The organism is Mucilaginibacter sp. 3215, from assembly GCF_050433785.1.
Lineage (GTDB): Bacteria > Bacteroidota > Bacteroidia > Sphingobacteriales > Sphingobacteriaceae > Mucilaginibacter.
Window position 1 is genome coordinate 1 of sequence record NZ_JBNPWO010000014.1, and the last position, 13,103, is coordinate 13,103.

Annotated in this window: 13 protein-coding genes; 7 read left to right on the forward strand and 6 right to left on the reverse strand. The window is 43.5% G+C overall.

Annotated features, from left to right (window positions below):
• Positions 1–210: 210 nt before the first annotated feature.
• The 3 genes from ABIC84_RS19870 to ABIC84_RS19880 all read right to left on the reverse strand — a co-directional run bounded on the left by ABIC84_RS19870 (position 211) and on the right by ABIC84_RS19880 (position 1,842).
• A complete protein-coding gene (locus ABIC84_RS19870) occupies positions 211–750 on the reverse strand; it encodes a DUF4199 domain-containing protein (RefSeq protein WP_429264672.1) in 540 nt (179 codons plus the stop codon).
• Between the two features lie 111 nt (positions 751–861).
• Complete coding sequence (locus ABIC84_RS19875; protein ID WP_429264673.1) at positions 862–1,329, reverse strand: response regulator transcription factor; 468 nt, start codon at positions 1,327–1,329, stop codon at positions 862–864.
• A gap of 144 nt (positions 1,330–1,473) precedes the next feature.
• Entirely contained in the window at positions 1,474–1,842 is a 369-nt protein-coding gene (locus ABIC84_RS19880; RefSeq protein ID WP_426583976.1) for a hypothetical protein, read from the reverse strand.
• A 163-nt stretch (positions 1,843–2,005) separates the two neighbouring features.
• Between ABIC84_RS19880 and ABIC84_RS19885 the strand changes: the two genes are divergently transcribed.
• A complete protein-coding gene (locus ABIC84_RS19885; RefSeq protein ID WP_429264674.1) occupies positions 2,006–3,949 on the forward strand; it encodes a DUF1800 domain-containing protein in 1,944 nt (647 codons plus the stop codon).
• 18 nt (positions 3,950–3,967) lie between these two features.
• Complete coding sequence (locus tag ABIC84_RS19890) at positions 3,968–5,239, forward strand: DUF1501 domain-containing protein (RefSeq protein ID WP_429264675.1); 1,272 nt, start codon at positions 3,968–3,970, stop codon at positions 5,237–5,239.
• Between the two features lie 594 nt (positions 5,240–5,833).
• Here the strand turns inward: ABIC84_RS19890 and ABIC84_RS19895 are convergent.
• On the reverse strand, positions 5,834–6,439 hold the full coding sequence (locus ABIC84_RS19895) for a YceI family protein (protein ID WP_429264676.1): 606 nt from the start codon (positions 6,437–6,439) through the stop codon (positions 5,834–5,836).
• Positions 6,440–6,561: 122 nt separating this feature from the next.
• Here ABIC84_RS19895 and ABIC84_RS19900 point away from each other — a divergent pair, with 122 nt between their 5' ends.
• The 4 genes from ABIC84_RS19900 to ABIC84_RS19915 all read left to right on the forward strand — a co-directional run bounded on the left by ABIC84_RS19900 (position 6,562) and on the right by ABIC84_RS19915 (position 10,276).
• On the forward strand, positions 6,562–7,437 hold the full coding sequence (locus tag ABIC84_RS19900; RefSeq protein ID WP_429264677.1) for a winged helix-turn-helix domain-containing protein: 876 nt from the start codon (positions 6,562–6,564) through the stop codon (positions 7,435–7,437).
• A gap of 317 nt (positions 7,438–7,754) precedes the next feature.
• A complete protein-coding gene (locus ABIC84_RS19905) occupies positions 7,755–8,576 on the forward strand; it encodes an alpha/beta fold hydrolase (protein WP_090531330.1) in 822 nt (273 codons plus the stop codon).
• Positions 8,577–8,716: 140 nt separating this feature from the next.
• A complete protein-coding gene (locus tag ABIC84_RS19910; protein WP_429264678.1) occupies positions 8,717–9,295 on the forward strand; it encodes a Crp/Fnr family transcriptional regulator in 579 nt (192 codons plus the stop codon).
• 75 nt (positions 9,296–9,370) lie between these two features.
• Positions 9,371–10,276: an SDR family oxidoreductase gene (locus ABIC84_RS19915; protein ID WP_429264679.1), complete on the forward strand. Its 906-nt coding sequence runs from the start codon at positions 9,371–9,373 to the stop codon at positions 10,274–10,276.
• Positions 10,277–10,676: 400 nt separating this feature from the next.
• On the opposite strand, the gene ABIC84_RS19920 is transcribed toward ABIC84_RS19915, so the two are convergent.
• Together ABIC84_RS19920 and ABIC84_RS19925 are read right to left on the reverse strand one after the other, a co-directional pair.
• A complete protein-coding gene (locus ABIC84_RS19920; protein WP_426583992.1) occupies positions 10,677–11,183 on the reverse strand; it encodes a hypothetical protein in 507 nt (168 codons plus the stop codon).
• Positions 11,180–11,761 (reverse strand): RNA polymerase sigma factor, encoded by a 582-nt coding sequence (locus ABIC84_RS19925; protein WP_091171604.1) that lies wholly within the window; start codon positions 11,759–11,761, stop codon positions 11,180–11,182. The genes ABIC84_RS19920 and ABIC84_RS19925 overlap by 4 nt, the downstream gene beginning before the upstream one ends.
• 376 nt (positions 11,762–12,137) lie before the next feature.
• Between ABIC84_RS19925 and ABIC84_RS19930 the strand changes: the two genes are divergently transcribed.
• Positions 12,138–13,100, forward strand: coding sequence for a hypothetical protein (locus ABIC84_RS19930; RefSeq protein WP_429264680.1), 963 nt, complete (start codon positions 12,138–12,140; stop codon positions 13,098–13,100).
• Positions 13,101–13,103 lie beyond the last annotated feature (3 nt).

Sequence of the window (13,103 nt, forward strand, 5' to 3'; positions counted from 1 at the left end):
TCAAATACTAATGAAGCCCGTTACCAGCCTGTCGGGGATTGCTTCATTCCTTACAGCAATGACGTGACGCAGATGTCATTTCACCTTCAGAGGCCACGGATTTAAACACTCAGGATGACAAGCCCTCCACACCTATTGTCATTTCACCTTCGGAGGCCTCCGGATTTTACCTACTCGCGGACGAAATAAAGTTACACCGATGTATTGATTTTAATTTGTAGCCAATTGTGGGCTGGCATTCTTGCGTTTCAGGATCAATGCGGCAATCAACGCAATCACGAGGCCAACGGGCAGTATCTCCATGTAAGTAAGCACGATTACGCCGAAGGGGCTTTTGTACATATTAACATAACCGGCCATGCTTGCTTCCTGTTGCTTAAGTTCGGCAGCCGTAGCACCATGGGCTTTGGCTTCCCGTAAAACATGGGCGACGTATTTGGTCATAAAATCGGGGTAAAAGTTATAGAACTCTATTAACCACACAATCACATAAACTGTTGATGTGATCAACACAATGTAAAGGCCGATCATAAAAGCTTTGCCGAAACTAATTATGCCGTCGTTGTATTTGTCACGGTAATTTTTGATGGCTACAAATATCAGCGAAAACGCCAGCAACATGGAGCCATAGCCCACCCACATGTTGCCCTGAAAGTTGGGGTTGTTATAGCAAAGGGCTCCCGAAATCCCCCCGGTAGCAGCAATGATGAGGCCGGAGATTGATCCAAAAACAAATACATTCTTTTTCATATCGTTTTATGTTTTGATAGCACAAATTTGATAGTTCGGTATATTTTGAAGGTCATACTTTAGGGTGATTTTGTAAATACAAAGTGATTTAACCCTAAAGTATGAGTGTGCTCAGCGAATAATGCACAGCCGTTTGGCCATTTCAACAGCCTGGGTGCGGCGCTTAACCTCCATTTTTTCAAACACCTTTGCCGAATGCGTTTTGATAGTATTCAACGATACAAACAACCGCTCAGAAATTTCCTGGTTACTTAACCCCTCGGCCATCAGCTGCAAAACTTCCAGCTCGCGTTTACTGAGCCCGAGCTTATCAAGTTCGGGTTGATTGATGGTAAATTCGGGGCCGTTATTAATGTAAACCTGCTTTTCAACAACTACAGTTTTGGGTTTGGTAAGTTTAAGTGCCAGCCAAATTCCTAATACGGTAAAAAATACTGCTATGGCACCCATGTAAATTTCATAGGCATTGTCAACAATGATCAGTTTAAGCTCAAGCCATTTCAGCAAAAATAACAGCAGAGCGAGTGCTACCGCGTACAGTATGGTATGTTTGTTTTTTGCCAATAAATTTGAAGCCATGTTATGATCACCGATTGATCTTAAAATTAGGATTATTTAAGATAACCAGAAAAGCACACAAAACAAAAAAGCGGAAAAACATCCCGCTTTTAAATTTATAATCTGTCAAGGGCAATCCCTTAATCCTGAAAGCCCTGGCTTCGTTTATTCATCAGCTTTAGCCGCGTCTTTCTTAGCTTTTTTATCGGCTTTTAATTTTGCATAGGCTTTTTGTTGTTCGGGAGTGAAAATCTTGTTTAAGCCGGCGGCAGTACGTTGTTTAATCTTTTGATCGGCCAGGTGGCTGGTCTTTTTATCCTGTTTCAGTTTTTTCAGGCTATCGATACTTGTTGCCTGGGCAAGCAGGATAACGTTCACTTTTTTAGCCTGGTCGGCGGTAAGTTTTAAGTTTTTTTGCAGGTGTTCGGTTTTGTTGGCCGCTTTTTGAGCAGGCGTTTTTTCAACCTTTTGTTGTGCATTGGCTGCGAAATTTAGTCCGCAGGCAAGGGCGAGCAGCATCAGTAGTTTTTTCATGTTTTTTATTTTTTGCAGATAATTAATTTATTGACAATATAGATGAGTTTTAGTTTAAATAGATATGCATATAAGTTTCTTTGACAATTAAATTAAACCAAAGGGCCTTTTCATGGTCATACTAATGCAAAAGTTAAATTTTTAATTTAATAACCCGGATACTATGAAAAAGGCTGTTAAGTACTGGTGTGGCTTTGTTGTGTTGTTGTGTTTGTTTACCGTATTTACTGCCTTTTTGCCGGGCTATCCTATTGCAAGTTTAAAATTTCCCTATAAACAGGCGGGTTTAACACCCGAACAGGCCGCGGCTCATTTACTGAGCCGTTTTACTTATGGGGCAACCCCGGGCGAGGTAGAAGAGGTATCCAAAATCGGCCCTGAAAAGTGGTTTGCCCAACAGTTGGATGCCCAACTTCCGGATGATTCCCTTAATCAACTCTTAAATAAATATGATGCCTTAAAACTGAGCAATACAGAAGTTGTTGCCCAATACCCCAAAGGCGCACAGATTTTGCGAATGGCTATCAGGGATGGGGTAGTTAACAAAGATTCGGTAAAAACAGATCGCAAAGCTTATCGCGATCAGTTGCAAAACTACATGCAGCAAAATGGATTAAAGCCTGAGCAGGAGCTGTTACGCCAATTTATCAACCAAAAAATATTAAGAGCTGCTTACAGCAATAATCAATTACAGGAAGTAATGACCAGTTTCTGGTTCAATCATTTCAATGTATCTATAGTAAAAAACGACTGTTCGCAATATATCCCCGCTTATGAGCGCGATGTGATCCGCCCTAATGCCCTTGGCAAATTTAATGATTTGTTATTGGCCACTGCCAAATCGCCAGCCATGCTATATTACCTGGATAATTTTAGCAGCTCGGGGAATAAGGACAATATGGAGCAAAGTAACAGGCCGATCCGCCGCCGGCTGATGCAGCAAATGCAGGGTGCGGATACAGGTCGTTTTGCCAATATGCCCAAACTAAACAAAGCAAAAAAAGCACAGGGGCTTAATGAAAATTACGCCCGCGAGGTAATGGAACTGCATACCCTTGGCGTTGACGGCGGCTATAGCCAGCAGGATGTTACCCAGGCGGCTAAAGTGCTTACCGGCTGGTCGGTTTATCCAATGGGCAACTACGGACAAGCGGGCCAAAAACTCTTGAACCGTATTGGGGATGAAAAACTGCAAAGCCGTGGTTTTGTACATGAGGGCGATTTTATGTTTAACCCTAACAAGCATGATAATGGCGAAAAGACGGTATTAGGCCATCATTTTGCAGCCGGAGGGGGGTACGAGGAGGGCGTGCAACTGCTTAATATGCTGGCACATCAACAAGCTACGGCGAAATTTATATCAAAGAAAATAGCTGTGCGCTTTGTGAGCGATAACCCGCCGCAGAGCCTTATTGATAAAATGGCCCGCACCTTTATGAATAAGGATGGGGATATTAAACAGGTACTGACCACCATGGTTGATGCGCCTGAATTTTGGAGCGCTGCAGCCGTAAGGGAAAAAACTAAATCGCCTTTTGAACTGGCCATAGGCTCGGTACGTTCATTGCATGCCGATATTACCCAGCCTTACCAGTTGTTTAACTGGATCAATAAAATGGGCGAAAAAATGTACTATTACCAGGCCCCGACCGGCTTCCCCGATAAAGGCCAATACTGGATCAATACCGGCGCGCTGCTTAACCGCATGAACTTTGGTTTGGCGCTGGCATCGGGCCGGATCCCCGGCGTAAAGGTTGATCTTGCAGCACTCAATAACCATCACGAGCCCGAAAGCGCACAGGCCGCACTTATCACCTATAGTAAAATCATTATGCCAGGCCGTAAGCTTGATGAAACCATCAAACGGCTTACCCCCATGCTTAACGATCCGAAACTCATGGAAAAGGTTGGCGAAGCCAGCGCCAAAACTCCTGTTGCAACCTCGGTACAGATGGCTACCAGTGATGAGATGATGGATCAGCAGACGGGTTTAAAAGGTAAACGAAAAAATAATTTTATGGCGATGCAAAGCACCTCCGGCAATAATTCTATGCTGGCGCAGGTGGTTGGCGTTATCATTGGTTCACCCGAATATCAGCGGCGTTAATTGCAGGAGGATTTAAAAATGGTATCAAGAAGAGGCTTTTTAAAATCGGGCGGACTGGCCCTTTTAGGTGTAGGGTTACTCGGCGGCATACCCGGTTTTTTAGCCGAGGCAGCCGCGAGCGAAAAAATATTATCGCCCTATAAAAAGAAAAAAACGCTGGTATGTATCTTTCAGCGGGGAGCTATGGATGGCCTGATGGCTGTTACCCCCTTTACCGACGATTATTTGAAAGCTGCCCGGCCAAACCTGTTCATGTCGGCTGCCAAAAGTGGTACAGGTAATCCGCTGATAGACCTGGACGGGCGTTTTGGTTTACACCCTGCCATGAAGGCCTTTGAACCCATGTTTCGCGAAAAACGTTTGGGCATTGTTCACGGCATAGGCTCGCCTAATAATACCCGCTCGCATTTTGATGCGCAGGATTATATGGAATCGGGCACTCCATTCAATAAAGGTACCTCAAGCGGCTGGCTTAACCGGGCTGTGGGTTTGCTTGGGCATGACGCGCTTACCCCGTTTACGGCCGTAAGCATGACATCGGCCATGCCACGTTCTTTTTATGGCGACAACCCCTCGGTAGCCATCAGCAATTTGCAGGATTTTGCCATTCAAATGCGGGGCAACCCCGCCGGAGCCAATATCGCGGCAAAAAGTTTTGAAGATCTGTATGACCAAACCGCATCAGGCTTGCTGAAACAAACCGGAAAGGAAAGTTTTGAGGCGATGAAAATGCTGCAGAAAACCGATGTTAAAAATTATACACCGGCCAATGGTGCTGTTTACCCCAGCTCGGCATTGGGCAATTCGCTGAAACAAATAGCCCAGCTCATTAAAATGGATGTGGGACTGGAAGTTGCCTTTGCCGAATCGAACGGTTGGGATACCCACTTTAACCAGGGAACCGAAAACGGCATCTTCGCCCGTAATGTGGCCGACCTAAGCAACAGCATAATGGCCCTGTGGACCGACCTGGGCACCTACCAGGACGATGTTACCATAATGACCATGACCGAGTTTGGCCGTACCGTACGTCAAAACGGGACTGGTGGTACCGATCATGGCCGTGCCTCATGTAACTTTGTTTTAGGTAATGATGTAAGCGGCGGGTTAGTGTATGGCGATGTAAAGCCGCTCGCCGTTGAAAACCTTGAAGATGGCCGCGACCTTGCGGTAACTACCGACTTTAGAAGTGTGTTCAGCTCAGTAGCTGATAAGCATCTTGCGATAAATAATGATCATATACTGTTTCCCGATTGGAAAGGGGATAGGGTGAATGTAATGAAGGGATAAAAGCATACAGCCGCGATTTTGGCGATAGCGTAACCCGCGATTGGTATCCCCGAAGTTCCCAACGTCAGCTCTTTAACTTGCCCAAGTTGGGCGATAACGTAAATCGGTCTAAAACCGGGCAAAGCATTTTGCCTGCGAAAGCAGCAACTTTTAGCCATAAAAATGGTGGCGCTGTTTTGTCAGTATTTTTTTTCCAAAACCTTTCAGGTTTATTTTTGCTCAAAAAATATCAAAAAACCGGTAGCATAAAAGCCTTCGAAAAAGCACTGTTGAAACATTAACTTTATATTCTCTAAAGTTTTAATCGTTGATTGCCAGCTATTTGAATATGTTTCACTAAAAATGTTAAAGCATTGATTATCAGTGATAATAGTGTTTTAATGCGTTTCGTGTTTCACTCTTGAAATTTGGAACATGATGTTGTTTCTGAAAAAAGGGCCTGGGTGTTTTTCCAATTTTTTATGGGGAATTAAAATTTTGGGACACCACATTTGTTACAATTAATTGGCATGGAGACAAGATGCTGTGCTAAGCGGTAATATTACAACAAGGCCTGAAATAGGATTCTGCAACTGTACCTGCCTGCAACGTGCGTTAATCAGCCGTAAATGTAAGATTCAATGAAACGGCTATCTCATCGGTAACAACTGTGTTTTTTACGGCCGAAAAGAAGTCCCATGCTTCCCGCCTGGGCTGCATATCGATTTTCCACTTGATGCGGTCAATTGTGGCATTTGCCTTAGCGCTGATGATATTGTTCTTTTTAATAATAGCTGCCATAAATTCAATGGGATTGCTGATCCCTTTTATGGTAAGGATGCCGGTCACTTTAAAGTTGGTTGATTGGCCAACGCGTGTAATTTCTTTAACAACCATGGTTGCTTCCGGGTACCGGTCTACTGCAAAAAAGCCTTCTTTTTTCAACTCTTCATCTACCTTTTTATTCCCGGCTGCATCGGCATGATCGGTACTGTGCATGGTATTCATATTCAGGCTAAAGGTGCCGTTTTTTGGTTCACCGCCAGCCGTATACTCCAGGCTGCCCGATTTAAAAAGCAGATAGCCGTAATGGCCGCCCATAGTTTTGCGGGTATCCCATAAAACTTTACTTTTTTTAATATCTAAATGGTAGGTTTGCTGTGCAGCCGCTGGGATCAAGGCCATGGACAGCCACAGGATAATTGCGTATTTTCTTAACATACATAAGTGATTTATTTGGCAAACCTACTCAGCTTCAGCGCGTTTGTTATTGCCGATATTGTAAATAAAATTGTAAACTTTGTAAATTAAATCTCAGGAATATGGCCGGTTCCAAACTCCCAATGAATAAGACAACCAAACGCTTGCTGGGGCTTGGTTCCCTGCTGCTCATGACCCTTTTATGTGTTGCTTTTAGCTTTACCGGTAAGGATGACTTTGATATGGCCCGGCAGGAAATTCTGCTCCGGAAAATTGGGCATGAGGTGCTATTATATTCGGGTGATAGTACATCGCGGGTGATGCCGGTACAAAAGGTTGCTGAAAATGAGTACCAGTTACGGTTTGAGAATGAATTTTCTTTTCAGCCCGATTCGCTTGTGAAAGCAATCAGCAGCGCGCTGGCAAAGGACAACCTGGCTAACGACTATATTGTGAGCGTTTTGAATTGTACAGGGAAGGATGTGATATTTGGCTATGCTATATTCAAAAATAAAAAAGATAACATAATGCCCTGCTCGGGGCGAAAACAGCCTAAAAGCTGTTACGTGATCAACCTCAAATTTAAAAGCCAGGGATTGAGTATGCCCTCAAAAGGCTATCTAATTGGCGGGATACCTTTATTGGCATTTATCGGGCTTGTAATTTCAATGTCGGGTAAAGGCCGGAAAAACACAGTTGAAAACAGCTCCATCCTGGATAATAGTTTTAAAATGGGTAACATTATATTTAACCCGGCCAGGCGGCAACTGCAAAGTGCCGGAATAGTTACCGAACTTACCTTAAAAGAAAATAAACTGCTGCTCATCTTTGCCCGGTCGCCAAATGAGATCATTGAAAGGAGCAGGCTTCAAAAAGAGATTTGGGAGGATGAGGGCGTAATTGTAGGCCGGAGCCTTGACATGTTCATATCAAAACTGCGCAAAAAACTGGAGCATGATCCGGCCATTAAACTGGTGAATATACACGGCAAGGGATATAAGCTGGAAATCAACGGATAATTACTTTTGTAACTACGAGCTTCGCTGTATATATGTACGATAAGTTACTGTCTAAATGCAATAACGTGGTTTTATAAATGATTTGTGGCGACGATAAACGTCATCAAACTTTCCGTCAAAAAAACAGCCGATTTATCGCATCCAGGTAAATTTCGATACGGTTTTGAAAGGCCCTCCCTTAATTCACTACTTTTGGGTGCCGGCCAGCTTTACTTGCGGATATAATAAACATCCAAAGTAAAACCTAAAGGTGTTACATTTGCTAAAAACGCCCTGCATCTTCAGCGCTTTATTAATCACCATAATTGAAAAACAAAATGAGTAAAATTACAGTAAAAGACGGAACCGAAATTTATTACAAGGACTGGGGGACCGGGCAACCATTAGTTTTCCATCACGGCTGGCCTCTATCTGCCGACGACTGGGATGCCCAGATGTTCTTTTTCCTTGAACAAGGTTATAGGGTGATTGCCCATGATCGCCGCGGCCATGGACGTTCAAGCCAAACCGCAACAGGCAATGAAATGGATACTTATGCAGCTGACGTTGCAGAGCTTGTTGAGGCGCTTGACCTGAAGGGTGCAATCCACATCGGTCACTCTACAGGTGGCGGAGAGGTTATTCATTACGCTGCAAAATATGGAAAAGGACGTATCGCCAAAGCTGTGCTGATCAGCGCGGTTCCTCCGGTTATGGTTCAAAGCGAAAGCAATCCTGATGGTGTTCCGATTGCAGTATTTGACGAGATCCGCGAAAATACTGCAACCCAAAGGAATCAATTTTACCAGGACCTGACTATTCCGTTTTACGGCTACAATCGCGAAGGCGCTAAAGTTTCACAGGGTATCAGGGACAACTGGTGGCGCCAGGGTATGATGGGCGGTATAAAAGCACATTACGACTGTGTTAAAGCTTTTTCGGAAACAGATTTCACAGAAGATCTTAAAAGTGTAGATATTCCCGTACTTATTTTACACGGGGAGGATGACCAGATCGTTCCGTTTGCAAACTCGGCACTAAAGTCTATCAAACACCTGAAAAACGGCAAATTGATCTCCTATCCGGGTTTCCCGCATGGTATGCCTACTACCGAGGCTGCAACCATCAACAAAGATCTTTTAGCTTTTATTAAAGAATAATTTTTTCATCAATTACTGTATTGCATAAGGTCGCCTCTTTTGAGACGGCCTTTTTGTTTGTATTGACATACCAATGATCTATCCGAATCTCATTTTATACACATCTGAAAACTTGCTGTTGAAATGTTTATTATTTTTGGATGATGCATCCGGAATTTGAAACATATCTGCGAAGGAGCGACCTGGCTGAGGAGGCGGTCCGCAAGATCAGTGATCTGGCAGTGGCAAGAAAATTGCGCCGTAATGAGCTCCTTTTAAGCGCAGGCGAAATTTGCCGGCACAAGGTATTTGTTGTAAGCGGGCTGTTGCACACCTTCAATATTTCTGCCGGGGGCACTCAGCATATTCTGCAATTTGCGCCGGAAAACAGCTGGACGCTTGATGTTGAAAGTTATGACCGGCAGATACCCTCGCAAGTAAGCATAGGAGCAGTAGAACCCAGCACAATACTTTGCTGGCAAAAAAAAGATTTCGATATGTTGCTGGCAGAGGTGCCGCAACTAAAAAAATTTGCCGAAGGCCTTATTGCCCGTAATATCCACTACAGCCGGAAGCGGATCCTGATTTCGTTAAGCGCAACGCCCGAAGAAAAGTATGAAGATTTTATCCAAACCTTTCCGGACTACCTGGCTCGTTTGCCCCTGCGTATGATTGCCGCTTATTTGGGCATCTCCATAAAAACCCTTACCCGTATCCGTCACGCGCAGCTTCAGCGCTAATTGAAATTATGGTCAGCTGACCATCTTTAGCGGGATTTTATTGGAGAATTTTGGATCAAATAAAATCATTGACTTATGCGTGTATTTGTAACCGGAGCCTCAGGATTTGTAGGCTCAGCAATAGTAAAACAACTTTTAGGGGCAGGCCATGAGGTGCTTGGCCTTGTCCGTTCAGATAAAGGCGCTGAACAATTGGCATCAACCGGTGCCGAAGTATACCGTGGCGATATCAACGACCTGAAATTTATTCAGCAAGGCGCCGCGGCGTGTGATGCTGTAATCCATACGGCCTTTAATCATGATTTTTCACAGTTTAAGGCCAATTGTGAGGCCGACCGGAAGGTAATTGAAGCTCTGGGCGATGCACTGGCCGGAACAAGTAAACCTTTAGTTATTACCTCCGGAGTAGGGCTTTTGAATTATGGCCGGCTGGTTAACGAAGATGACGCGCCGCCTGCAGGATCAGATGTTATTCCGCGCGTAGCTTCAGAGGAGGCCGCCGCGGTCGCGGCGGCAAAAGGTGTAAAAGTTTATACGGTGCGCCTGCCGCCGAGTGTGCATGGCGAGGGCGACCATGGTTTTGTACCGATGATCATTAATATGGCCCGGGAAAAAGGAGAATCGGCCTTTATAGCTGAAGGGAGCAATCGCTGGCCTGCCGTTCACCGTTCAGATGCCGCGGTTCTATATCGCCTGATCATAGAAAAGCAGCCTGAGCTTCGTGTGTTTCACGCCGTAGCTGAAGAAGGTATCGCATTTCGCGAAATTGCCGAAACAATAGGTCAGGGTCTGCATTTGCCTGTACTGAGCAAAACAGGTGATGAAGCGGCGGCACATTTTGGCTGGTTTTTACACTTTGCATCATTGGGCTGCCCTTCATCCAGCGAAAAAACACGCGCGGTTTTAGGTTGGCAGCCCCAAGCTACCGGTTTAATTGCTGATATCGGAGCCGCTGGTTATTTCAAGAATAACATTGATTAAACTTTTAGTTTGCTCAAAGCACAGAAGCCATCGTATACTTTTACGGCGGCTTCTGTGCGTTTATTTATTGGGTAAACAAATACTCTTATTATTCACCCCTAAGTTGATTGCTTAATCCTGGGTTTGAGGAATAGATTGCCTTTAAAAAATAAAAGCCTCCCAACCTTGCGTCGGGAGACTTTCAACCTAAACCTTATCACAATTAAACCGGTAAGTTTACCAGTTCGCACTTGTTATTACAATCCCTGTGCCAAAATTGGAAACTTTTTAAATTTTTTGTTAATGTATCCTTGTTGATACATTAACAAAAGGTTAAAAGGGAATTTACTTTACAAAAAGTGTGCAATTAAGTGTCAAAAAGACACCATGGGTTTTATTAGCATATAGAAAAGTGAACACTTTATGCCTCTTTTGCAGCTTTTTTTCTACGCAGGTAACTATCGGTTAAAAATAGCGCCAAAATTACATCAAACACGAAAAAACTTTTCATCAAAGCGTTATTAAAAATGGTATTAGCTGCAGGCAATTTTAAATTTGCAGGTAGTTTAATGTTTACAACACTGAACGGATTTCCTGAAATTTGGACATTTGACAAGGTGATAGCCAGCAGTGCCAATATGCTTAGCACAAAAAAGGCCGCAATACCAAGTATAATCTTTTTATTTATTGTTGATTTTAAAGGTGCCAGTGCCCGGTCGGCCCTAATAGCCTCCATTACATTATAGGTAAAGGCCATTGATGGTTCATCAAGTTGCAGGCCGGCAAATTCCTGGTTTAGTACAAGCAGCTCTGTGTACTTTTGTTTGTACAGCTCATCGTCCTCAATAAGCCGGGCAATGGCTTCCTGCTCAGCCGGCGTGCAGGTACCATCAATATAGTTCCAAAGTTTTTCTTCGATGGTGTTCATATCAGTTCTTTCACCTCGTGTTTTAAATTGCGCTCCAGCTTTTCTTTCAAACGCTGGCGTGCCCTAAATAGTTTAACCTTAACGGTATTTGTTTCAATACCCATTGTTTGGGCAATTTCTTCTAACGATTGCTCCCCCTTATAAAACAGGGTAATAATAGTGGCATCATCGGGCAGTAATTGTTCAATTGCCTGGTTTAGGTAATATGACCGCGATTTGTTTTCTGCGTTATTGGTATCATATGCCGATTCATGGCTCTCAACCTGCACAAATGTACCTTCATCATCAATCGAATCGGTATCTACCCGCTTCTTTCTTAAAAATGTCATAGCTGTAGTATAAACTATACTATATAGCCAGGTACTAAATTTTGACTGCCCCTGGAACGAAGCCAGCGAGCGGTATGCTTTTACAAAACAATCCTGCGCAATTTCTTCAGCATCTTCCCGACCCTTTGCAAAACGCAGGGCCAACGTGAAAACAAAACGCTGGTGCCGCTTAACCAAATCTGCGTAGGCAAATTGATTACCCGCCAGGGTTTGCTCAATAAGTTCGATATCTGAAAGCTTGCTTTGCATTATATAACCTCTGTGACTACGCTTTTGCGGGCCAGGTTACACCTTTATGTAAATATAATTTATTTTGATGGTAATAGATATTGGTATCAGGGATTGTGTGTGGGGATTTGATTGCAGTGTAAAGCCCGCAGCGCGTATAAGGGTTGCGGGTAGGAAAGGGCCGTAGGCAACGCCATTGTCTGAACCCGAATTTTAAGAATTTACTTAGCATTCTGTTAATTCTTTAATTCAAAAAAATCGAGTGCAGACAAACGACAATACCTCACGCAAGTTGAAGTTACTAATCTCAAGCGCTCCCTTTATTCGTAACATACGCCCCAACATTCAATCTCATAATTTTGTATTTTTACATTTATAAAAGGGATATTGTACGTTGATGGATGAAAACAGGCTAAATATTTTAAATAGCTCAAACAGGATGCTCAGCAAGCTTCAGTTGCTGTCGGTATTTTTTGAAGATGAACTCATTTATAAGATCTATCTGCGTACCCAGGTTATCCATAAGCTTTTTGAAACCAATCCCGAAATCGATATCAACAAGCTGGAACTTTTTCATGTGCAATTTACCACCAGTTTGGTCGACCTGCTCCGCAAGATCAAAAAGAACAACGAGAACAATGTAAGCCTCGTGCTCGACGAGATCCAGCTTACCCGGGAGATGGTTGATAAGATGGACGACAATGTGCTCACCGAGCAGGATTTCAAGATAGACAGGCAACGGCAGGCGCTGAAAGTAAACCTTTCGTTGCGGAAACTTTACCAGGTACTTTCAGATAACTCGGCTGATTATCCTTTCTCCAAAAATATCAATGCCTTCAGCCTGCGCTATGGTTCCGATTTTTTTTATAACATAACTCCAGATCTGTATAATGAACTTGTGCAACATAACTATAATGATACCTATCATAATAACTACGCTACTATTCAGCGTAAGCTGATGGGGGTATTGTTAAAACGCGAGTTCCGTACAGAGTTTTACTGTGGGTTAAAGGCCGGTAACCTGATACTGGAAGTGTATAAATTTATGGATGAAGACAGGCACTTTTTATTTTCGCCTGCCAATAATTTATTCCTATTTTGCGATGTTACAAAGCTTTCGGGCATCGAGCAGAATAACAATCTGTCAAAAAGGGAAAAACTGATGCATGAGCTGCAGGACAAAATTGATAAGCTGCAAAGCGATGTAGTTACCATGAAAGCTTACATGCCGCCCGAAATAAAAAGCCTATTAGCCGAAAACTACAAAAAAATAGCCGACATCAACTTTTTACAAAGCCTGAGCGACGTGGATGTGCAGGCCAATATTTTAAAAGCAATGCTTAATACCGATATTATATAATTT

Coding starts and splice junctions, on each gene's coding strand:
- ABIC84_RS19930 (WP_429264680.1), top strand. CDS start 12,138: ATGGATGAAAACAGGCTAAATATTTTAAATAGCTCAAACAGGATGCTC.
- ABIC84_RS19870 (WP_429264672.1), bottom strand. CDS start 750: ATGAAAAAGAATGTATTTGTTTTTGGATCAATCTCCGGCCTCATCATT.
- ABIC84_RS19885 (WP_429264674.1), top strand. CDS start 2,006: ATGAAAAAGGCTGTTAAGTACTGGTGTGGCTTTGTTGTGTTGTTGTGT.
- ABIC84_RS19875 (WP_429264673.1), bottom strand. CDS start 1,329: ATGGCTTCAAATTTATTGGCAAAAAACAAACATACCATACTGTACGCG.
- ABIC84_RS19910 (WP_429264678.1), top strand. CDS start 8,717: ATGATGCATCCGGAATTTGAAACATATCTGCGAAGGAGCGACCTGGCT.
- ABIC84_RS19895 (WP_429264676.1), bottom strand. CDS start 6,439: ATGTTAAGAAAATACGCAATTATCCTGTGGCTGTCCATGGCCTTGATC.
- ABIC84_RS19905 (WP_090531330.1), top strand. CDS start 7,755: ATGAGTAAAATTACAGTAAAAGACGGAACCGAAATTTATTACAAGGAC.
- ABIC84_RS19880 (WP_426583976.1), bottom strand. CDS start 1,842: ATGAAAAAACTACTGATGCTGCTCGCCCTTGCCTGCGGACTAAATTTC.
- ABIC84_RS19890 (WP_429264675.1), top strand. CDS start 3,968: ATGGTATCAAGAAGAGGCTTTTTAAAATCGGGCGGACTGGCCCTTTTA.
- ABIC84_RS19920 (WP_426583992.1), bottom strand. CDS start 11,183: ATGAACACCATCGAAGAAAAACTTTGGAACTATATTGATGGTACCTGC.
- ABIC84_RS19915 (WP_429264679.1), top strand. CDS start 9,371: ATGCGTGTATTTGTAACCGGAGCCTCAGGATTTGTAGGCTCAGCAATA.
- ABIC84_RS19925 (WP_091171604.1), bottom strand. CDS start 11,761: ATGCAAAGCAAGCTTTCAGATATCGAACTTATTGAGCAAACCCTGGCG.
- ABIC84_RS19900 (WP_429264677.1), top strand. CDS start 6,562: ATGAATAAGACAACCAAACGCTTGCTGGGGCTTGGTTCCCTGCTGCTC.